The 22,432-nt window shown below is 30.4% G+C and carries 18 protein-coding genes; 13 read left to right on the top strand and 5 right to left on the bottom strand.

The window, feature by feature from the left end; all coding sequences use genetic code 11:
- The first annotated feature begins 25 nt into the window (after positions 1-25).
- The 4 genes from Q6H37_RS21420 (at position 26) to Q6H37_RS21405 (ending at position 4,353) form a co-directional block, all read left to right on the top strand.
- Positions 26-1,216, top strand: coding sequence for an oxalate oxidoreductase subunit alpha (locus Q6H37_RS21420; RefSeq protein ID WP_318736427.1), 1,191 nt, complete (start codon positions 26-28; stop codon positions 1,214-1,216).
- Positions 1,217-1,236: 20 nt separating this feature from the next.
- Positions 1,237-2,181 (top strand): oxalate oxidoreductase subunit beta, encoded by a 945-nt coding sequence (locus tag Q6H37_RS21415; RefSeq protein ID WP_318736426.1) that lies wholly within the window; start codon positions 1,237-1,239, stop codon positions 2,179-2,181.
- A gap of 193 nt (positions 2,182-2,374) precedes the next feature.
- Positions 2,375-3,676 (top strand): oxalate/formate MFS antiporter, encoded by a 1,302-nt coding sequence (oxlT, locus tag Q6H37_RS21410; RefSeq protein WP_318736425.1) that lies wholly within the window; start codon positions 2,375-2,377, stop codon positions 3,674-3,676.
- Positions 3,677-4,023: 347 nt separating this feature from the next.
- Positions 4,024-4,353 (top strand): hypothetical protein, encoded by a 330-nt coding sequence (locus tag Q6H37_RS21405; RefSeq protein ID WP_318736422.1) that lies wholly within the window; start codon positions 4,024-4,026, stop codon positions 4,351-4,353.
- A 69-nt stretch (positions 4,354-4,422) separates the two neighbouring features.
- On the opposite strand, the gene Q6H37_RS21400 is transcribed toward Q6H37_RS21405, so the two are convergent.
- Positions 4,423-5,871: an MEDS domain-containing protein gene (locus Q6H37_RS21400; RefSeq protein WP_318736419.1), complete on the bottom strand. Its 1,449-nt coding sequence runs from the start codon at positions 5,869-5,871 to the stop codon at positions 4,423-4,425.
- Between the two features lie 500 nt (positions 5,872-6,371).
- Here Q6H37_RS21400 and Q6H37_RS21395 point away from each other — a divergent pair, with 500 nt between their 5' ends.
- Positions 6,372-7,553, top strand: coding sequence for a cation diffusion facilitator family transporter (locus Q6H37_RS21395; RefSeq protein WP_318736416.1), 1,182 nt, complete (start codon positions 6,372-6,374; stop codon positions 7,551-7,553).
- Between the two features lie 11 nt (positions 7,554-7,564).
- Here Q6H37_RS21395 and Q6H37_RS21390 read toward each other — a convergent pair whose 3' ends face one another.
- The 3 genes from Q6H37_RS21390 to Q6H37_RS21380 form a co-directional block, all read right to left on the bottom strand.
- Positions 7,565-7,900, bottom strand: coding sequence for a YnfA family protein (locus Q6H37_RS21390; protein ID WP_318736414.1), 336 nt, complete (start codon positions 7,898-7,900; stop codon positions 7,565-7,567).
- Between the two features lie 41 nt (positions 7,901-7,941).
- The gene (locus Q6H37_RS21385) at positions 7,942-8,484 is read right to left on the bottom strand and encodes a GNAT family N-acetyltransferase (protein ID WP_318736411.1); all 543 of its coding nucleotides are present in this window, start codon (positions 8,482-8,484) and stop codon (positions 7,942-7,944) included.
- A 149-nt stretch (positions 8,485-8,633) separates the two neighbouring features.
- Positions 8,634-9,512, bottom strand: coding sequence for a PHP domain-containing protein (locus Q6H37_RS21380; protein ID WP_318736408.1), 879 nt, complete (start codon positions 9,510-9,512; stop codon positions 8,634-8,636).
- A 99-nt stretch (positions 9,513-9,611) separates the two neighbouring features.
- On the opposite strand from Q6H37_RS21380, the gene Q6H37_RS21375 reads away from it, so the two are divergent.
- The 7 genes from Q6H37_RS21375 (at position 9,612) to Q6H37_RS21345 (ending at position 19,814) form a co-directional block, all read left to right on the top strand.
- The gene (locus tag Q6H37_RS21375) at positions 9,612-9,848 is read left to right on the top strand and encodes a hypothetical protein (protein WP_318736405.1); all 237 of its coding nucleotides are present in this window, start codon (positions 9,612-9,614) and stop codon (positions 9,846-9,848) included.
- A 90-nt stretch (positions 9,849-9,938) separates the two neighbouring features.
- Positions 9,939-11,261: a xylose isomerase gene (xylA, locus tag Q6H37_RS21370; RefSeq protein WP_318736403.1), complete on the top strand. Its 1,323-nt coding sequence runs from the start codon at positions 9,939-9,941 to the stop codon at positions 11,259-11,261.
- A gap of 74 nt (positions 11,262-11,335) precedes the next feature.
- The gene (xylB, locus tag Q6H37_RS21365; RefSeq protein ID WP_318736400.1) at positions 11,336-12,832 is read left to right on the top strand and encodes a xylulokinase; all 1,497 of its coding nucleotides are present in this window, start codon (positions 11,336-11,338) and stop codon (positions 12,830-12,832) included.
- A 258-nt stretch (positions 12,833-13,090) separates the two neighbouring features.
- The gene (locus tag Q6H37_RS21360; protein ID WP_318736399.1) at positions 13,091-14,269 is read left to right on the top strand and encodes an ROK family transcriptional regulator; all 1,179 of its coding nucleotides are present in this window, start codon (positions 13,091-13,093) and stop codon (positions 14,267-14,269) included.
- Positions 14,270-14,362: 93 nt separating this feature from the next.
- On the top strand, positions 14,363-14,986 hold the full coding sequence (locus Q6H37_RS21355; protein WP_318736397.1) for an HAD family hydrolase: 624 nt from the start codon (positions 14,363-14,365) through the stop codon (positions 14,984-14,986).
- 515 nt (positions 14,987-15,501) lie between these two features.
- Positions 15,502-17,148 carry a ribosomal protection-like ABC-F family protein gene (gene abc-f, locus Q6H37_RS21350; RefSeq protein ID WP_318736395.1) on the top strand — a complete coding sequence of 549 codons (1,647 nt, stop codon included), beginning with the start codon at positions 15,502-15,504 and terminating at the stop codon, positions 17,146-17,148.
- 107 nt (positions 17,149-17,255) lie between these two features.
- Positions 17,256-19,814, top strand: a complete 2,559-nt coding sequence (locus Q6H37_RS21345) for a SpoIID/LytB domain-containing protein (RefSeq protein ID WP_318736392.1) — start codon at positions 17,256-17,258, stop codon at positions 19,812-19,814.
- A gap of 57 nt (positions 19,815-19,871) precedes the next feature.
- Here the strand turns inward: Q6H37_RS21345 and yedF are convergent, their stop codons facing one another.
- A complete protein-coding gene (gene yedF / locus Q6H37_RS21340) occupies positions 19,872-20,453 on the bottom strand; it encodes a sulfurtransferase-like selenium metabolism protein YedF (protein ID WP_318736389.1) in 582 nt (193 codons plus the stop codon).
- 316 nt (positions 20,454-20,769) lie between these two features.
- Between yedF and Q6H37_RS21335 the strand changes: the two genes are divergently transcribed.
- Positions 20,770-22,287 carry a glycosyltransferase family 2 protein gene (locus Q6H37_RS21335; protein ID WP_318743097.1) on the top strand — a complete coding sequence of 506 codons (1,518 nt, stop codon included), beginning with the start codon at positions 20,770-20,772 and terminating at the stop codon, positions 22,285-22,287.
- Positions 22,288-22,432: the final 145 nt, after the last annotated feature.

Raw genomic sequence — 22,432 nt, 5'->3', positions numbered from 1 at the left:
ATTAATAGGAGGTGAATTAAAAAAAATGAAAAGTAATATAAAAAGAATGTCTGGTTGTGTTGCAACAGCTAACGCAATCAAATTAGCTAATGTTGATGTTATTTGTTCATATCCAATACGTCCATATACTGGAATTATGTCAGAACTATCAAGAATGGTAGCAGATGGAGAGTTAGATGCTGAATTTGTTCTTGGTGAAGGTGAGCACGGACAATTAAGTGTTGTTTATGGTGCTGCAGCTGCAGGAGCTCGTGCTTTTACAGGTAGTTCAGGAGTAGGTGTTACTTACGCAATGGAAGTTTATTCACCAATATCAGGTGAAAGGCTACCATTACAGATGGCAATTGCTGACCGTACATTAGATCCTCCAGGAGATTTCGGCTCTGAGCAGACAGATGCTTTATGCTGCCGTGACCAAGGCTGGATACAAGGATGGGCATCTACTCCTCAGGAAGCTTTAGATATGAGTCTTATGTACTATCGTATAGGTGAAGATCCTAGAGTTCTTTTACCTCAATATGCTTGCCAAGATGGATATTTCGTATCTCACATACTTGGTGAAGTTGATGTTCCACCACAGGAACAAGTTGATTCATTCTTACCACCATATAAGAATCATCATGTTTTAGATACAAGAAATCCTCAGATAATTGGCGCACAGATGGAACCTGAAATGGGTCCTGGTACTCAATATCAGCGTCATTTAGCTGTAGAAGGTACTTATAAAGTAATTGAAGAAGTTCATGATGAATTTGGTCGTATATTTGGACGTAAATATAATCCATGGGTAGAAGAATACATGACTGACGATGCAGAGTGTGTTATCTTCATGCAAGGTGGACACGCTGAAACAGCTAAAAATGTTGCTAAGCATTTACGTAACCTTGGAGAAAAAGTTGGTGTAGTTAGACTACGTACATTCCGTCCATTCCCAACGCAGCAAGTAAGAGACGTTTTGAGAAAGTTTAAGGTTGTAGGAGTAGTTGACAACTCAGTTAACTTTGGAATTTCCTGTGGATCAGGTGTTCTATTAACTGAAGCTAGAGCAGCTCTATATAACAATGATGAAAAAGTTAAAACTGTTGGATTTGTTGCTGGATTAGGTGGATCAATGATTACTCATGACGAATTCTATAAGATGTTTAACATATTAAAAGAAGTTAACAAGACAGGCAAAGTTGAGAAACAAAACTATTGGTCACCATTTGAACTTTAGATATGAGGGGAGGAAGTCAAGTGTTAGAAGAAATTAAATCTATAAAACAAGCACCAGTAGAGGAATATTATGTCCCAGGTCACCGTACATGTGCAGGCTGCGGTCCTGCTTTGCAGTATAGATTAGTTGCTAAAGCTGCTGGAAAAAATACAATTTTCATAGGACCTACTGGTTGTATGTATGTTGCAAATACAAGTTATGGTTGTGGTCCTTGGGCAGTTCCATGGATACATGCACAAATTACTAATGGTGGTGGAGTTGCATCTGGTATATCAGCAGCTTTTAAAGCTATGATAAGAAAACATAAAACTGATGCAGAATATCCTAATATAATTGTTATGGCTGGAGACGGTGGTACAGCTGATATAGGAATTCAAGCTCTATCTGCAGCTTTCTATAGAGGCCATAATATAGTATTTATTTGCTATGATAATGAATCTTATGCAAATACAGGAATTCAAGCTTCTCCAACTACTCCATATGGTGCATGGACTACGTTCACACCAGCTGGACCTGTAGTTCCAGAAGGTAAGAAGCTTATGCCTAAAGATATTACAAAGATTATGGCACATGGTCATCCAGAATTAAAATATTTAGCTACTGCATCACTGGGATACCCACTAGACTTAATGAATAAGGTACGTAAAGCTTGCAATGCTGAAGGACCAGCTTTCTTATACATTCATGCTCCATGTCCAAAAGGTTGGAGTTTCCCAGCTGAAAAGACAGTAGAAGTAGCAAAATTAGCAGTTGATACAGGTATGGTGCAATTATATGAACTTGTTGATGGACAGTATAAACTAACTGTTTCACCTAAACAGTACAAACCAGTTAGCGAATACATTAAATATCAAGGTAGATTTAGCCATCTACAACCAGAGCATATAGAAAAACTTCAGCAATTTGCAAATCAAAGATTGAAGGAAGTTGGAGTAGAGAATACTGTATCTCAAGTAACTGAATAGATAATTTTAAATTAAGATTCTACTTAATTTTATAAGATCATTAGCAGATCCTGCCTGCTGTATTAACCCCGGGCCAATTTTCAGTTGATCCGGGGTTATAATCAAGTAAAAATATTTAGTGTTAAAAATTTATTTTTTACACTAAATATTAAATAAATTTAAAAATTAAATATTGATTGAGGAGGAATAATGTATGGCTAGTGTTGATGACATTAAAGCTAAGGCTCTTGAGGCATATGGACCAATTCTTGGTAATCGCTGGTTTCAACTAATTGTTGCTTTTGTATCTATGGTGATGATTGCAAACCTCCAATATGCTTGGACTTTGTTTACCATTCCATTAACTAAGACTATAGGAGTGTCTTTGGCAGTTATACAATGTGCTTTTACAATATTCATTGTAATGCAAACTTTTTCGCAGCCAATTGCTGGTTATTTACTTGATAGGGTTGGTCCAAGATTTGTATTTCTTTTATCAGGTGTACTGGTCGGCTTTGGATGGAGCATGATGGGACAAATACATTCTGTTGCTGGACTTTATTTTTTCTATGCTATAGCAGGAGCAGGAGCTGGAGGGGTTTATGGTGGAAGTGTTAGTACAGCAGTTCGTTGGTTTCCTGATAAACGTGGTCTCTGTTCTGGATTAGTAGTTGCAGGATATGGAATGGGTTCAATGGCTTTTGTTCCAGTACTTGCAAAAATGTTAGCGAGTGGCAATGTTTCTGTTCCATTTATGCGTACAGGAATACTTCAAGGTGTTGTACTTATAATTGCAGCATTAGTTTTACGTTATCCTGTTGGAACAAAATCACCTAGTAAAAAAGATAAGAAAGAAGCTATTGCTAATTTAGATCCTTCACAAGTTGGATTTAAACCTTCAGAAATGTTAAGAACACCTCATTTTTGGCTTACATGGACAATGTTCTTTGGTATTAATGTTGGTGGACTTATAGTAACAGCAAATACAACATCATTTGGAAAGAAAATGGGAATTGCTGCTGCATATATTACATTAGCTGTAACAATGAATTCTTTTGCTAATGGTGTTAGTAGGTTTTTCTGGGGATGGATATCAGATAGGATGGGGCGTTATAAAACTATGGTTATTGGATTTGGTTTAAATGCAATATTTCTGTTTTTATTGCCGATATTAGGAAGTAAGAGTAATGTCTTATATGTAGTTTGTTTAGCATTTGTTATGTTTACATTTGGTGAGGCGTTTTCATTATTCCCATCGGTGAATGCAGATATGTTTGGAACAACTTATTCTACTTCTAATTATGGTTTTTTAAATAGTGCTAAAGGAACTGCATCTCTTTTAGGTGGTGGATTAGGAGTTTTACTAGCCAATTCTTTTGGATGGAATATTGTATTTTCTTTTGCAGCAGCACTTTCATTATATGCATCTGTAATGTCACTAATCTTACCACGCATACCAAAACCTGTAAAAAAACAGAATATTATAGATAATTTCAAACCTACTATCCCTCAATAGTACTTGGTTTGTACTTAAGTATAGTATCTCGATAAGCTGATTGCTTTCCATTGGGAATATATTCCGTGGAATATATTCCCATCCATTTATTGTAGTATAACATAATATTTAAAGCATTGCAATAGTATTTGGTATACCAAACACAATTTTTAGTATAAAATTGTGTGTTAAATACTCATGTTTTTTAATGAGCATTACATTAAAATTTGCCCTCTGTCCTATTGTTCTAAATAGGAATCAGTTGATATAAATTCAAAATGTAAATTCCGGATACCAAATGCTATTGCAATACTTTAAAGAGTATTAAAGTATCAAATACAAAATTATTAAATGGGAGGTAATTTACGATGTTAAAAAAATTGAATGACAATAATTTTGAAGGCTTTGTAGGAGACAGCTTTTATTCTGTAATAGGCTTTTATTATCCTTCTGTAAAAGATGGTGATAAAATGCTAAAGGTAATGGAAAACTTTGAGGAGACACATGGTAACATAGCTTGTGGAACAATGGATATTACAGCACAAGAAGTACCAGATGAATATGGAATTGGGGAAGATGAAAGTCCAGTTATAGTTGTATTTAAGCAGGGAAATGCAATTAAGGCTATAACTGAATTTTCATCAGAAAATATTCAAAATGCAATTACCCCTCCAGGAAAAAATATAACTTTACAATAATATAATCAATAGTTTATTTTATAAAATTCGAGATATAATGAAAGGCTTACAGACAAAAACTGTGAGCCTTTAAATACTATAAATATCGGAAAACTCAATGTTGACTTTTTCCATGCAATCTTGATTTTCGTTTAATACAGTAGGACTAGAAATTAGTATTTTTTCAGGTATCGTTCTTATAGGAAATTTCATGGTAAATTCACTTCCTACACCAAGGGTACTGCTGACAGTTATTTTACCACCATGTTTTTCAACTAATGATTTTACTATGGCTAGTCCTACACCACTTCCTTCACATTCTCTTGATAGCGATTTATCAATTTGGTAGAAGCGTTCAAATATAATTGGAAGTTTGTCTTTTGGTATTCCTTTTCCATCATCTTTTACTGAGATAATTACATGATCCTGTTTATCATATAAGTTGACCCATATATTACCTTCAGGTTTTGCGAATTTTATCGCATTTGAAATCAGATTTAATATTATTCGTTCAAACTGATCTATATCAATAGCCATTATCTTTTCTTCCACATCAGTGTCAAAAGTTATTTTTATACCATTAGATTTTATATATTCTGCTACTGACAGCACAGTATTTTCAACTACTTCTACAACATTCAAATTTTTTAATTGAATATCAAAAAAATCTGAATCCATTTTTGTTAAATCAATTATATTGTTTACTAATCTTAATAATCTATAGCTGTTCTGTTTAATTATATCAATATATTTTTTTTCAGTCTTTTCATTAATTTTTTCATCTAAATGTGTAGAGCTTTTTTCATCTAATAGTTGTAGTGCTGATAAAATGATAGTTAAAGGTGTTTTTAATTCATGCGAAATATTTGAAAAAAATTCAGTTCTTAGTTTATTATACTCTAGTGCTTCTCCTAGCATTTTATTACTTTCTTTTAGTTCGATTTCTTTTAATTCTAATTCAGAATTTTTCAGTATAGACCATTCAGCTTCATTTTTTATTAAAGTATATTTATGATTACGAATGACATCAGCAATTTGAAAAGAAGTGCATTTCCATAAATTATATAGGCATATAATTGTAAAAGGAAGATTGGTAATAATATTATTAAGATGAGTTTCATAATCAGAAAAGCTGAACCATAAATTTTTATCAATCCAACCAATATCTCCAATAGCTTTTACTCCTGCAAAGCCTTTAGTTTTAGCAAATTCTATATATTTAAGCCATCTATTTGTCACTTTTTCCCTGTGAAAATTACCATCCTTAATATACCAATCAATATAAGGTATTAACAATAACTGGCGTTTCATAATATACTGTTCTATATTATTAATGGATTTTTTCAATATTTTTATAATCACATTTTTATCAATACCACTATAAACCCAAATACATAGTTCGTTGTTTTCAAGCCCAGCTTTAATATAATTTATTAATATATCTGAGAAGTCATCTCTTGATAAATAAAACATACACATATGCGTACCCCATGATATTTTTCCAAGACCCTTAATTCCTGATTCTCTTAGTATTTCCAATTTTATTCCCCCCATAAAATTTATTTTCCCCTATAAATGAGTATTTTATTTTGGTTAAAAATTAAACATATAAGCATTTTATTTTTAGAGTTCATCAGAAGGCTTGTAAACAGACTAGTTGTATTTTTAGTACGCCTCAAGTCTAATTGTTTTTTCTTAAAATTTATCCTAAAATATAAAGTAATGAATTATATATATAATACCACAATTAGTCATAAAATTCTATATAATGTATATTGTATCAAAAAAATACATAAAAGTTCAATATTCTAATCATTTTAAAATATTTCATGGTGAATTTAGACATGTTAAGCATTAAATAGAAAATAATATATGCATATTAGTGTAATCATTAACTATAATGTATATAATTTTAATAATTAAGTATTAAAAAGGAACAGATGATGGATCATTTTCTTTGTATTATGGGAAATTTATAATTTTACATGTTTTCTGTGGTATAATCATCAATAATGAATGAAAATTAAAGGAGTGATAATGTGACAGGGAAATATATAGTATCCCGTTTTATAAAAAATTATGAGGATACTAATGATATAAAGGTAAGAGAAAGGTATGGTATTTTAAGTGGTATTTTAGGAATAATAATAAATTTAATACTTTTTATAGTGGAAATTATTATTGGATTTATAACGAATAGTATTGCTATAGTTGCTGATGCCTTTCACAATTTAATTGATGTAACAAGTTCTGTAATAGCTCTTGTTGGTTTTAGATTATCAAATAAACCAGCAGATAAAAATCATCCTTTTGGTCATGGAAGAATGGAGTATATATCTGCACTTATAGTTGCATTTTTAATTTTAATGGTTGGATTTGAATTTGTTAAAACTTCTTTTGACAGAATTATGCATCCAGAGCCAGTAATTTTTAATATTACCACCTTAATAATTATAGCTTTTGCTATACCTTTAAAGTTATGGCTCAGTTATTTTAATAAATCTTTAGGTAAAATGATTAATTCATCTACCCTTGAAGCTACAGGTAGAGATGCTTTAAATGATGTGGCAATATTAAGTGGTGTAATTATTTCATTATCATTTAGTTATATATTTAAAGTAAATATAGATGGGTATGTCAGTATGATTGTAGCAATATTTATAATGTTGTCAGGAATATCATTAATAAAAGAAACAATAAATCCACTTTTAGGCGAAGCACCTGATCCAGAGTTAGTAAATGAAATAAAAACTTCAGTACTTAAATATGAACATATTTTAGGTGTACACGATATTATAATTCACAATTATGGTCCTGGAAGGTCAATGGCTTCTCTTCATGCAGAAGTTCCAAGTAATATATCAATTATGAAAATCCATGAAATAATTGATAGAGGAGAAAGAGAACTTTCAGAAAAATATAATATGTTCGTTGTTATTCATATGGACCCAGTATGCCATAATTCAAAAGAAATAATTGATGCTAGACATGCAGTTCAAGGAATACTTGAAAAATTTCCTGTTATAAGTTCTTTTCATGACCTTAGAATAATAGGAGAAGGTGAAAATAAGAATCTTGTTTTTGATATAGTAATAGGTTTTGATAAGGAGATAACAGAAGAAGCTGAGGAAAAACTTAAATTAGATATTGATACTGAAATTAAGGCTGAGCATGTTGGATATAATGTAGTTGTAACTATTGATAGAGATTATGCAGGTTAGTTCGTCATGTACTATCCTCTTGGATAATACATGATCACTAAAACTCCAATAAGTGCAATAACTCCTCCAATTAAGTCAAACTTGTCTGGAATAACACTATCTATTTTCCATCCCCATAGAATTGAAAGAACGATAAATATTCCTCCATAAGCGGCATATACTCGTCCAAAACTATTATTTGGTGGTTGTAATGTGGGTACTACTCCGTAAATTATTAGGCTTATAGCTCCAGCTAGACCGTACCACATGCTTTTGCCATCTCTTAACCAAAGCCACACAAAATAACCTCCACCTATTTCAAATACTCCTGCCAGTACAAAATAGAAAATTGATTTAAGTATTTCCATAAATAACTTCTCCTTTGTTTTTAAGCTAATATTAGCTATATCTATTTAACTTGTTTAGTAGTGTAATCTTGCTTTGTCATCAAGTATGAAGGGTGATTCAGCCCTGTTGGTGGATAAAATTCATCATGGGTATATATAAAGCCAAGCTTTTTAAGCAATTCAGCAGATGCTGTGTTTTTAGGGTTGTGTCCTGCAAAAAGTGCATTAACTCCAAGGGTATTGAAAGCATACTCTATAATTGCAGAACATGCTTCCCTGGCAAATCCTTTGCCCCAATACTGTTGTTTTAAATGTATTCCCATTTCCAAAATATTGTTTTTAGGATCATATGGTCGCAGGCCACAGCATCCTATATTTTTATTAGTTTCTACGAGGTAAAGTGGAAAATATTGAACATTAGCATTAGTATAAGTTTCTATTTCCTTTTTGAGCCTTTCACATATCTGCTTTTCTGACATTTTACCATTTGATGTAATAAATTTTGTTACTTCTGGGTTTCCCCAAAGTTCTAAAGCATTAGATATATCTTCTTCACTCCATAGTGAAAATCTTAATCTTTTTGTACTCAAAAAAATTTTTTTCATAATTATATCCATTCCTTTCGTTTCGCTCAAGGCGCAAAACATAATAAAAAATGTTGGCTTGAAGCGTTTATTATTATGTTATAGGGAGTTCTGTGTACTACAAGTCATGGCGAATTAAGTGGTTTGTATGATTTATCTGTTTAGATAAATTATATTATATTATTTGGAAGCCATGGATCTAATATGGTATATGGTATTTTTACATCAGCAATACTTTCACCAATTTTAACATTAGGCTTTAATTTTCCATGATAGTCACTTCCACCTGAGGCATAAAGCTTGTGGTTATTACAATAATCAAGTAGATATTTTGTATTTTCTATGGAATGAAGAGAATGGTAACATTCTATTCCATCTAGTGCATTTAATGATGTCATTGAATTTAAAAACTCTTCATAGTTGTCTACAAAGTATCCATAAAGGTGAGCAAGAAATGCTTTTCCTCCGGCCCTTTTTATAAGATCAGAAGCTTCTTTTACTGTGGGATAATCTTTCAATTGGTTAAGAAAAAATGGACTACTTTCATTGTTAACACAGGTTCTATAAAATGCGTTGAGGCTTTCCCATATTTCTTTAGTGAAATGTTTTTGGTTTTCAGGATATTTTCTAATATCAGCATGCATTATCTGTGTTGCAAAGTATTTACCATTTTTAATAGATAGATTATTACTGCATTTAATATTAAGATTTTTGCATACATTTATCATTTTTTTTAAATAAGAATTTTCTCTTTCAAGAAATTTTTCATCTGAAACAACTCCTGTTGAATTTATTGTGTCAATATCTATACCAAATCCCAATACTTCAATGGGTTTGCCATTATGAACAACGGAAAATTCGCAGCCAGGAATAATTTTGCCTTCAAAATAGTTATTTATCTTAATATCCTTCAGTTTTTTATAAGCTCCAATGGAATCATGATCTGTAATGGATATGTATTTTAGGTCTACTTGTTGTGCTTTGATAAGAATATCTTTAGGTTCATCTGAACCATCCGATGAGGTGGTATGTATATGTAGATCTATCATAATAATTCAGCTCCTTATTTTGTTTATATAATTTATTTTACATGATTTTAAAAGTTGTAACAATCTTAGTCTTAGAAGAACTTATCCAGGCGCGCAGCAGTGCTTATCTCCAAGTTAAGTAGAGATCCAAAATCTATGATTTTGTGCGAATCACTTACTCCATCGACAATAGGGAAGGAGTTTCATATAAAAGAAGGTGGGGGGATTAGCAATGGTAGTGATGGGATAAATAAGAAACTTAAAGAAGATTTTTATAATTTTAAGAATATGGTTTTAATAGGTAGAAATGTTAGAAGATTTGCCAATAAGATTACTTTGAAAATAAAAAAGGTATAATATGTTATTAAAATAGCTTTATAAAGCTAATTGAAAAAGTTCATTTGAAATGTTATACTAAGTTTAATAATAAAACAGGGAGTGATTGTGATGAAAGAGTATTTTTCTAATGTGTCTAAGATAAATTATGAAGGATCAGATTCAAAAAATCCTTACTCATTTAAATATTATAATCCTGATGAAATAATCAGTGGAAAAAAAATGAAGGATCATTTAAGATTTTCAATGTCTTATTGGCATACATTAACTGCTAATGGAACTGATCAATTTGGAGTAGGTACAATGATTAGGTCATGGGACAATGTAAACGATAAGATGGAACTTGCTAGAGCAAGAATGGAAGCAGCATTTGAGTTTATGGACAAGCTTGACATAGATTATTTTTGCTTTCATGATAGAGATATAGCACCTGAAGGAAAAGATCTTGTAGAAACAAATAAGAACTTAGATGAAATAGTATCAATGTGTAAAGAATTAATGAAAAAAAATAATAAAAAATTACTATGGGGTACAGCTAACTTATTTAATAATCCTAGATTTGTACATGGTGCTGGAACTACATGTAATGCAAATGTTTATGCATATTCAGCAGCACAGTTAAAGAAAGCAATAGAAGTTACAAGCGAATTAGGTGGAGAAAATTATGTATTTTGGGGTGGAAGAGAAGGATATGAAACACTTCTAAATACTGATATAGGATTTGAAATGGATAACTTTGCTAGAATATTACAGATGGCAGTGGATTATGCAAAGAAAATAGGTTTTAAAGGACAATTTCTTATAGAACCAAAGCCAAAGGAACCTACAAAGCATCAATATGATTTTGATGTAGCAACTGTTTTAGGATTCTTAAGAAAATACAAGTTAGAAAATTACTTTAAAGTAAATATTGAAGCAAATCATGCTACTTTAGCAGGACATACTTTCCAACATGAAATATGTTTGGCAAGAAATAATAATGTACTTGGCAGCTTGGATGCAAATCAAGGAGATCCACATCTTGGATGGGATACAGATCAATTCCCTACAAATATATATGATGCAACTTTAGCTATGTACGAAATACTTAAAAATGGTGGTATATCACCAGGTGGATTGAACTTTGACGCAAAGGTAAGAAGAGCATCCTTTGAACCAGAAGATTTATTCTTATCATATATAGCAGGAATGGATACGTTTGCTAAAGGACTTAGAATTGCGTATAAATTATTACAAGATGGTCCTATTGAAAACTTTATTAAAGAAAGATATTCAAGCTTTTCTACTGGAATAGGTAAAGACATAGTGGATGGTAAAGTTGGATTTGAAGAACTAGAAAAATATGCTTTGGGCAATAATGTTATGAACAACAAGTCAGGCAGACAAGAATATTTAGAATCAATAGTAAATCAATATATATTTGAAGATAAATAGAAACTAATATGTAGAGGTTGCTTTAAACTAGATCTACAGAAATTACTAATAATTTTATGAAAGAAGAGATTAATGTGAATTTTTTAGGAATTGATTTAGGAACTTCTTCTGTAAAACTTATCATAATGAATGAAAAAGGTGAAATTTTAGCAAGTGTATCCAAAGATTACGACATAAGTTATCCTAAAGTTGGATGGGCAGAACAAAATCCTAATGATTGGTGGAATAGTACTAAAGATGGTATTAGAGAAATTATAAATAATCATAATATTAAACCAGACACTATTGATGGGATAAGTTTTAGTGGTCAAATGCATGGACTTGTAATTCTTGATAGTAGTAATGAAGTTTTAATGCCTGCCATATTATGGTGCGATCAAAGGACACAAAAACAATGTGATTACTTAAATAAAGAATTTGGACAAGATAAACTTTTAAAATATACTGGGAATATGGCATTAACTGGTTTTACATTTCCAAAATTGCTTTGGGTTAAAGAAAATAAACCAGATATATATGCTAAAATAGCACATATTATGCTGCCTAAAGATTATATAAGTTTTAAGCTTACTGGAATATTTGCATCTGATGTATCTGATGCTTCTGGTACGATAATGTTTGATGTTGAAAATAGAAAATGGTCAAAAGAAATATTAGATTTGTTTGAAATCAAAGAAAATGTTTTACCAAAAGTTTATGAATCCTACGAAGTTATAGGTAAGGTTTCAAAAAAAGTGTCAAATGAAACTGGACTTTCAACATCTACAAAAGTTATAGCTGGAGCAGGTGATCAGGCAGCTGGAGCTGTAGGTACTGGGACGGTTAATTCTGGAATATTATCTGTGGCACTTGGAACATCTGGTGTTGTTTTTGCATCAAGTGAAAAATTCTATGTGGATAATGAAAATAGACTTCATTCATTTTGTCATGCTAATGGAAAGTGGCATCAAATGGGTGTAATACTATCTGCAGCATCAAGTCTTAAATGGTGGGTAGATAATGTAAGTGGAGATATGTTTGAAAAATTGCTTTTAGAAGCAGAAAGTTCTGCTGTAGGAAGCAATAAATTATTTTTTTTACCTTATTTAATAGGGGAGAGAACACCTTACAACGATCCTTGTGCAAAAGGAAGCTTTATTGGATTAAATATAACACATAAAAGAGGAGATATGACAAGAGCTATTTTAGAAGGAGTAGCTTTTGCTCTTAGAGATTCACTTGAGATATTGAGAACTCTAAATGTTGATATGAAAGAAGTAAGAATCAGTGGTGGAGGTTCTAAAAGTAAACTTTGGAGACAGATAATTGCAGATGTTTTCAATTTGAATGTAAGTATTATAAATTCAAAGGAAGGTCCAGCTTATGGGGCAGCAATACTTGCAGCAGTTGGCTGTAAACTTTTTAATTCAGTGGATGAAGCCTGTGAAGCTTTAATAAAGACAACAGATATAACAGAGCCTATAAGAGAAAATGTTGAAAAGTATGATAAGCTATACAAGATTTATTCATCCTTATATACTTGTTTAAAAGATAAGTTTAAAGAAATAGATAACTTATCTGATATTGTTTAGCAGGGCAAATGCATGAGTTAATGAAATGTGAATGAGTGAATTTAATCAAAAATTTGTTGTATAATCATTTTAATGAGATTACACAACAAATTTTTTGATTTTTAAATAAGATTTTGAAAAATCCTTTAGATGTAATGCGCTGTAAAATTTAGCTATACTTAGACGAATAGCTTTAAATATTTTCCTTAAATAATATATGCATTAATGTTATACTAAGTAATTATAGTAATAATTTTAAATTTGATTGGTGGTACTAATATGGGTAGATTAAAATCAGTGGATCAAGAAACGATAAGAATATTAAATCAAAAAAAAATACTGAATTTGATATATAGAAATGATAAACTTACAAAACAGGAAATATCCCAAAAGCTTAATATAAGTATTCCAACAGTTATAAGCAATAGTAAGGATCTTATAGAACAGGGTTTTTTAGAAGAAGCTGGTGTTGCAGAATCAACTGGTGGTAGGAAACCTACAATTCTCAAGTTTCTTCCAGACAGTAGATATTCCTTTGGTGTGTGTGTTACTAAAGATAAAGTTAGAATTATATTGGCAAATTTAAACTTTGAGATAGTGCATGAGATGGATTTTAATATGCCAGAAAAATTAAAAGATTTTAATGATATAATTTGTAAAGTATCAGATAATGTTGAGCATATTATAAAGAAATTTGATATTCCATATGATAAAATACTTGGAATAGGGTTTTCACTGCCTGGTACAGTGGATGAAAAAAATTTACTTTTGAAAAATGTACCTAATTTCAGATTGAAAAATATATCTTTTAAAGAATTTGAGACTTGTTTTAAATTTCCTATTTTTATAGAAAATGAGGCAAATGCTTCAGCTTATGCAGAAACTTTTATTAATTTTAATGATATAAAAAGTAGTCTTGTATTTATATCTATTACAGAAGGTATTGGAACAGGTATAGCTATAGCAAACAATGTTTATAAAGGTTTTAATAAGAGGGCAGGCGAATTTGGACATATGACCATTGTAAAAGATGGCAAGAAGTGTAATTGTGGAAAAAAGGGATGCTGGGAGCTTTATGCATCTAAAAAGGCCTTGCTCAGTGAGTATAGGAATGCTTTTGATGATATGAATGGAACTTTGGAGGATTTTCTAAACAGGAGTAAAAATGATTTGAAAATAAAATCAATATTAGACACATATATTGATTTTTTGGCCGAAGGTATTAAAAATATAATTTTGGCTTTAGATCCTAAAAATGTACTTATAGGTGGAGAAATATTTTCATATAAGGACTTTTTAGAAGAAGAATTAATTAAAAAAGTGTTTAAGGACAATAGTTTTTATGATGAAACTCAGTGTAATGTTATGTTTTCAAGTTTAGGAGAAAATGCATCTGTGTTTGGTGCAGCATTATTGCCTATGGAAAATGTATTTTTTTTAAATGACAATATAATATAGAGAATAATATGGTTAACCACATAAGCCAGAGATATATTAAACTGACTTGTAGTATTATACTCTCATAAAATAAGAAATTTAAAGGAGGTTTTTATGATAAAGAATATAATATTTGATGTTGATGGTACACTATGGGATACAACGGAGGTTGTAGCCAAGGCTTGGAATAGAGCAATTTTAGGAGTTGAAGGAATAAATGCAGTTATGACTTCCTCAATACTTAAGAAAGAGTTTGGGAAGACCATGGATGTAATTGCAGAGGATTTATTTCCTGATTTAAATAGTGAAAATAAAAAAATGTTATTAGAAAAATGTTGTGAATATGAACATGAGGATTTGAGAGAAAATACAGATGATTTGCTTTTTGCAAATGTAAAAGAAACTCTTATAAAACTATCTCAAAAGTGTAATTTGTTTATTGTGAGCAATTGCCAGTGTGGATACATAGAATTATTTATGAAAAAAGCAGGAATTGAAAAGTATATCAAAGACTTTGAATGCTTTGGAAATACAGGGAAGTGTAAAGGTGAAAGTATTAAAATACTTATGGAAAGAAACAATTTAAGTGGTGCAGTATATGTTGGAGATACTCAAGGAGATTATGAGGCAACAGTACTTGCTGGAATACCTTTTATATTTGCCAAGTATGGTTTTGGTAATGTTGAAGACTGCTATTTAGAAATCAGTGACATAAAAGAATTATTGAATTTGCAGTAGATTTGAAGAGATCATGTATATGCTTTAAGTATAATCAATTTTTATAAGTTGACATTATTAAAAGGTATTTATATAATTATCTTGAATATAGGTAAATTCAATTTTAAGAAAGGGCAAGGTATTTGCAGAAATGAAAATGTAATTCACTTTTTATTTGTCTAATAAAATTAAAATCAGAATAAAGTCATGATAAAGGCTTTATTGTTATGCGTTTTATTTAACTTTGAGAGTGGATAGTGTTTTTGTAACTGTTGATAGTTTGTTTAAATATAGATATACAATACATAAATGAATTCTATTATTTTTCCTAATTTAGAGACTGGTTTTATCTTTGTGATAGAATTAGAATTTTAAAATTGTATGTTTGCAATATGTGATTGATTTTAATTACTATAATAGTCTTTTTTATTTTAATTAGCTTTGTTTTGCTGTGTTTTAAGACTTATTTATAGATATTAAAATTATTATATAGGCTGAGACACTATCCTCTCCAGGTTACAAGGAGGGGATTTTTTATGCTATTAATAGAAGGCAGTAATATTAAAAAATATTTTGGCGATAGATTAATATTGGATATAGATAATTTAAAAGTTTATTCGGAAGATAGAATAGGTATCGTAGGATCAAATGGAGTTGGTAAGACTACATTAGTCAATATGCTTAGTAAAAGATTTGAGCCTGATGAAGGCTTAATTAAATTATATGGGAGATATTCGTATATATCCCAGCTTGGAGAACCTGATAGTAAGATCATTAGTAATGAAATGGCTTCAAAATTTGGAATTGAAGCTATATGGAATGAAAAAATGAGCGGTGGAGAGAAGACAAGATTTAAGCTTGCTTATACTTTAGGGTGTAACAGTTCGTTGATATTTGCAGATGAACCTACCAGTAATATGGACATAGAGGGTATTGAGTGCGTGGAAGAAAAATTTAAAGAATACAAAGGTGCTCTTATTATTATATCTCATGATAGAATTTTTTTGGATAAGCTTTGCAACAAAATATGGGAAATAGAACATGGAAAAATAAAAATTTATAATGGCAATTATAGCGATTATGCTTTCCAAAAAACTCAAGAAAGAGAACGAGCTGAATTTGAATATGAGGAGTATGTGAAGGAAAAAGAGCGTCTTCAGGGTGTAATTATAGATACAAAACAAAAGTCAAAGAATGTTAGAAAAGCACCTAAACGTATGGGAAATTCTGAAGCTAGACTTCATAAGATGGGAGACCAAAGATCAAGATCAAATCTTGATGGAGCAGTAAAAAATATTAATAAAAGAATAGAACATCTTCAGATTAAAGAAAAGCCTAATAAGCAGCAGGATATTAAGCTTAATATACCAGGTTCAAACAAGCTTTATAGTAAAATAGTTATAGAGGGCAGAAATATAAATAGAGTATTTGGGGAGAAGGTTATATTTAATAATGCTGAATTCAATATATATAACGAGTCAAAAACAGCTTTGATTGGTGCTAATGGATGTGGTAAAAGTACCTTAATTAAAATGATAATGAATGAAGATTCTTCTGTAAAAGTTGCTGAAGGTGCAAAGATAGGTTACTTTAGTCAGGATATGAGTATTTTAAGAGAAGAACTTACATTAATAGAAAATGTAATGGAAAACAGTATATATAATGAAACTTTTGCTAGATTATTATTAGCAAGATTATTGATTAAGGGAGAGGATATCTATAAGAAAGTAAGTGTACTAAGTGGTGGAGAACGGGTTAAAGTATCCTTTGCAAAAATATTAGTACAAGATATAAATTTGCTTATATTAGATGAGCCTACTAATTATATGGATATAAACTCTCTTGAAGTTGTAGAAAAAGTGCTTAAAGAATACAGTAGAACTTTATTATTTGTTTCTCATGACAGAAGATTTATAAACTCAGTTGCAGATAATATAATTACCATAGAGAATTGTAAAATAAAGAGCTTTAATGGAAATTATGAAGGATATATGGCTAGAAGGAATACTAAATTGGATAATAATAAACAAGAAATTGAAAAAGAAATTTTGGTATTGCAAAATAGACTTTCAGAAGTTATAGGAAAACTATCTATGCCATCAAAATGGGATGATATATCAATACTAGATCAGGAATATTATAGTATATTGGCTAAATTGAAGAATCTAAAAGCTAGTATTTAAAAGATATAAAGAAGCCTTTTCCAACCCTCCCTCTAGGTTCCAGTCCATTTAGTAAGTATTCTATCGATACTTTACTAAAGACCAAATTATCTAGAGGGGGGCGGTTTATGTTTAAACGATATTTTACAAGTTTAACAATATTCATTTTATTTATCGCTGTGTTTTCAATTGTTTTTGTACAAAAAGCTTATGCTTATCAGAACAGTGGATATTCTAATAATTTAAAGGTGGGACTTTTAAGTATGTCCACTACTACTATTACAGCCACATTAAATGGGGATTATACTTTAAATGGACAAGTATATCCATCTGGATCTGTTTTGAATTTTGGAACAGATGGAACCAATATAACATTAAATGGAATAGTGCAAAATGATATTACTTTAAGTCCAAATAATAACGCTAATTTGGTAACACTTACTTCTGGTTCGATATCCAATAAATACTTAGGTTCATTTTTGATAAAATTTTATAATGGAAAAGTATTACCTATTAACATGATTGATACTGAAAGTTATTTAAAGGGTGTAGTAGGATATGAACTGGATAATAGTTGTCCAATTGAGGCCTTAAAGGCGCAAGCAGTAGCAGCAAGAAATTATGCTATATCCCGAATTGGTTATGCATCAGCTAGTGGTTATGATTTTGATGATACTCCAGCTTATCAGACCTATAGAGGTTATGATGCAAGTCTTACCAATGTTATTGCTGCTGTTGACCAAACTAAAGGACAAGTCCTTTTATATAACGACAAATTGGTTGAGGCTTTATATTCGGCTTGGCATGGTGGAATTTCAGAAGATAGTGAAAATGTATGGGGCAATTATGTGCCATATCTGCGATCTGTACAAGATTCCTTTGAAAATTTATCTTGGCCAAATGGTAATGTAGTATTAACTAATGCACAAATACAAACAATTTTAGTAAGTAAGAAATACATAGCTTCTACAGATACCTTTGTAAATTTAGATTTAAATTCAATAACTAAATTTACAAGTGGTAGAGTATCAAATATTAATATTATTTATAAAGATGCAGCAGGAGCTGTGCAAACAAAATCTGTAACAAATGATTATACAAGAACTTTTCTTGGATTGCCAAGTAATCTTTATAATGTAACTTATGATTCAGTAAATGGAGCTTACACTTTTTCAGGAAAAGGAAATGGACATGGCCTTGGGATGAGTCAGGTTGGAGCCAAAAATAGAGCAGCTGCAGGACAAACTTATGATGATATTTTAAAATTCTATTATCAAAATGTGTATTTGCAGAATCTTATTACAAGTGCCATATTAAATAATTTTACTCAGAGTACAAATAGCTTGCTTACTGGAAATACTATTTCTTTTAATGCAACTGCAGCATCTGGTAGTGGAAACTATTTATATAAGTATGTTGTAATGAATGGAACTAATGTTGTATACACAAGGGACTATAATAATATTTCATCACTAGATTATGTACCAAGTGCTGATGGAAATTATACTGTGCAAGTTTATATGAAGGATCAAAATTCCACAGCTAATTATGATGATACAAAGACAGCTTCTTTTATGGTTTATGAAAATCCCGTTATAAGTACTTTAACTACTAATAAAACACAATATTTAACAGGACAAACTGTTAACATAAATACAACAGCTGCATCGGGTTCAGGAAATTACCTTTATAAATATGTGATTTCTTTAAATGGAACAACTTTATCTACTGTAGATTATAGTAATAATGTAAATTTACTTTATAAAGTTAATAGTGCAGGAAACTATAATATAACAGTATATGTAAAAGATTCACTTTCTACAAAAGATTATGAAGATATGAAAACTGTGAATGTTCAAGTATATGATCAGCCTTCTATGACTTATATCAGCACACAAAATTCTATTTTTATTGGAAATACTGTGAAGTATACTATAAGTGAAGTAAATGGTTCGGGAAATGCAAAATATAGGTTTGTGGCTATGAATGGAAGTAGCATAGTATCTGATAGTGGATATTTAGATTCAAACACTTTTAATTTCAAACCTGCAGCTGCAGGAAGTTATCAGGTAGTTGGATATCTTAAGGATTCAGTATCTGAAAAAACTTTTGATGCTCAAGGTACTTTGAAGTTAAATGTATATAATCCTCAAATCAAAAATGTGAATGTAAGTGGATATTTTTATGTAGGAACTATGTTAAGCTTTTATGCTAATAGTACAGGGGTAAGTCCCTCTGGAATGAGCTATAGATATGAAGTATATAATAATGGAAATGTGGTGTCGTCTAGTACTTTTAGTACCTCCAGCACGTTTTCTTTTAAACCATCTATAAGTGGAACTTATACAGTTAAAGTTTATGGCAAGGATGGATTAAGTATAAAAGCTTATGATTCTATAAAACAATTTAATATTACAATAAATAGTAAGCCTTTATACATTGCTGCATTGCCTTTAAGTTTAGGAATGACTGGCAGTGATGTAATATCTCTGCAAAATGCTTTGATAAATTTGGGATATAATATTTCCAGTGCTACAGGATATTTTGGAAGTCAAACTCAAAGTGCAGTAATAGCTTTTCAAACAAGTGCTGGAATACCAGCAACTGGAACAGTGGGAACTTGGACTTATAGTTCACTAAATGATGCTCTTGTAACAAAATCAGGAATAAAAAATTTAAGCTTTTAATGAAAACAGGAACTTTGATGTTTATTCAAGGTTCCTGTGTTTTTTTCTTATATGAAATTATAATTTAATAGTATTATCAGCAGAATTCATTTTTTCAACTATAGTGTACATATTTGTAATTTCACCTACAAGTAACTTTTCCTTCAATCCATAAAAATCAAGGCAAGTTCCACAGTTGAATATATTTACACCTTTTTCTTTAAGTGTTTTTATGCTTTCGATACAGTCAGAACCTTCAGTAGTAAGTTTAACACCACCATTTAAAAATAGTATGTCAGAAGGAAGTTTATCACTTTCGCTTAAAGCATAGAAATAACTTTTCATTAAAGTTGTACCTAATTTGTCATCACCAGCACCGAGCTTATCAGAAGAAACTACTATAACAAGATTTTTGTCATTAAAGTTCATAGGTTTGCAGCTGCAAGAATCTTTAGTGATATCTATATAGTAAAAGCCTTCTTTTTCTTCAACTTTGTATTTAAAACCATTGCTTTCAGCAAATTTTGAAACATTATTCTTTGAAACTTCATTATCTACTATAATAGTAGCTTGCCCTTCATCTATAGAATCAAAAAACTTTTTTGTATTGATAACAGGTTGAGGACATTTTAATCCTTTACAATCAATTGTATTAGCCATTTGTATAATTACCACCTTTCAAAAAATAAATAATTGTATATTTAACTATAAAATAATACAATAATAATAGTATGATTTTAAATAAATTATAACATAACTAAATAATACACAGTATAGTTTTTATAAATAGATAAAGAAACAACTATTTATAAAAACTATGACCGAGGTAATAAAAAGTTAACAATCAGAAAATTCTGAAATCAACACTGCGGTGAGAAATTTGTGGTATTATAGTATACGGTATTTTATACTTGGACGTAACTAAAGGATAATATAAAAAGGAAGGTTTTTTATAATGAAAGAATTTATTTCTATGATGGGAGAATTCGTTTATAATTTTGTTATTTGTGGCATAAATGTTTTTCAAGTATCAGTAATTATACTAACAATGTACTATTTGATCATCTCATTATTTGGATTTTACAAAAAAGAGGATAAAGACGTAGAAAATTGTAAACCAGAAAAAAAGTTTGCGTTGCTAGTAGCAGCACATAATGAAGAAATGGTAATTGGAAAAATAGTAGATAGTTTAAAAGAATTGGATTACCCTAAAGATTTATATGATATTCTTGTAATTGCAGATAATTGTACTGATAAAACAGCAGAAATCGCCAGAAAACATGGTGGTAATGTATACGAGAGAAATGTTTCAGATAAAAGAGGAAAAGGTTATGCGTTAGAATGGATGTTTGCTAGAATATTTAAAATGGACACACAATATGATGCTATAGCTATTTTTGATGCAGATAATTTAGTTTCAAAGAATTTTTTAAATGAAATGAACTATAAATTGCTTAAAGGATATAAAGTTGTTCAAGGTTATATAGATAGTAAAAATCCAGATGATTCGTGGATAACGCAATCTTATTCAATATCATTTTGGACAGCTAATAGATTATTTCAATTAGGAAGAGCAAATTTAGGGTTGTCAAGTCAGATAGGTGGAACTGGATTTTGTATGGATACAGAAATACTTAAAAAATTAGGATGGGGTTCTACTTGTCTTACAGAGGATTTAGAGTTTACTTGTAAATTAGTGCTTAATGGACATAAAGTTGGATGGGCTCATAATGCAATAGTTTATGATGAAAAGCCTTTAACGTTAAAGCAATCTTGGAATCAAAGAAAAAGATGGATGCAAGGATTTGCTGATGTATTTTCAAGGTTTTTCGTTAGACTTATGAAAAAAGCTGTAAAAGAAAGAAGTTTTATTACTTTAGATTGTGCTTTATATACTATGCAGCCGTACTTTACATTGTTTATGGCAGCTTCTGCTGTAATAAGTTTAATCAAAGTTTTTAGTGGTATAGATGTAATAACATTGGATGGGATTTTTAGAGATATTTTTTATAGTAGTCAAAGTAGTTATAGTCAATATGCTTGGATGATATTTAGTATAGGTCAATTCTTATTTACACCAATAGTTATGTTATTGGAAACAAAGTTATCTAAAAAAATGTTTGGAGTATTTGCCTTATATTCTTTAAATGCAGTAGTATTTTCAGAGATTTTCAGGTATTTAAGAGATAACAGTAAATATAAGGAGTTTTTAGTAACACACCATTTAGCTATTGAAAATGTAAATAAGGGCTATATAATTCCGTCCATTGAGTACACAGTTCTAATTACCATTATTTACATAATGATGTTTGTTTTCATTATAGGAATGATTGATAGAAAATATTCGTTAAAGATATTCATATGGTACATGTTGTTTAGTATATATACTTTAACTTGGATTCCTATAACTGTTCAAGGAATTTTAAATAAGGATAAAAAGGAATGGAGTCATACTAAACACATAAGACAAATAAGTATTCAAGAAGTAGAATAATCAAGTGATTCTTAGACTCAGGTGGAGTTTGCTTGTGAGGAATACCTCTCTACATCTGAGTCTTAGAAGAACTTATCCAGGCGCGTAGCAGTGCTTATCCCCAACTTGAAGAAGGTAGGGGTATTAGCAATGGTAGCGATCGGAT

It is taken from the genome of Clostridium sp. JS66 (assembly GCF_033561535.1).
Classification (GTDB): domain Bacteria; phylum Bacillota; class Clostridia; order Clostridiales; family Clostridiaceae; genus Clostridium_AM; species Clostridium_AM carboxidivorans.
This window is presented reverse-complemented; position numbering and strand designations above follow the sequence as displayed.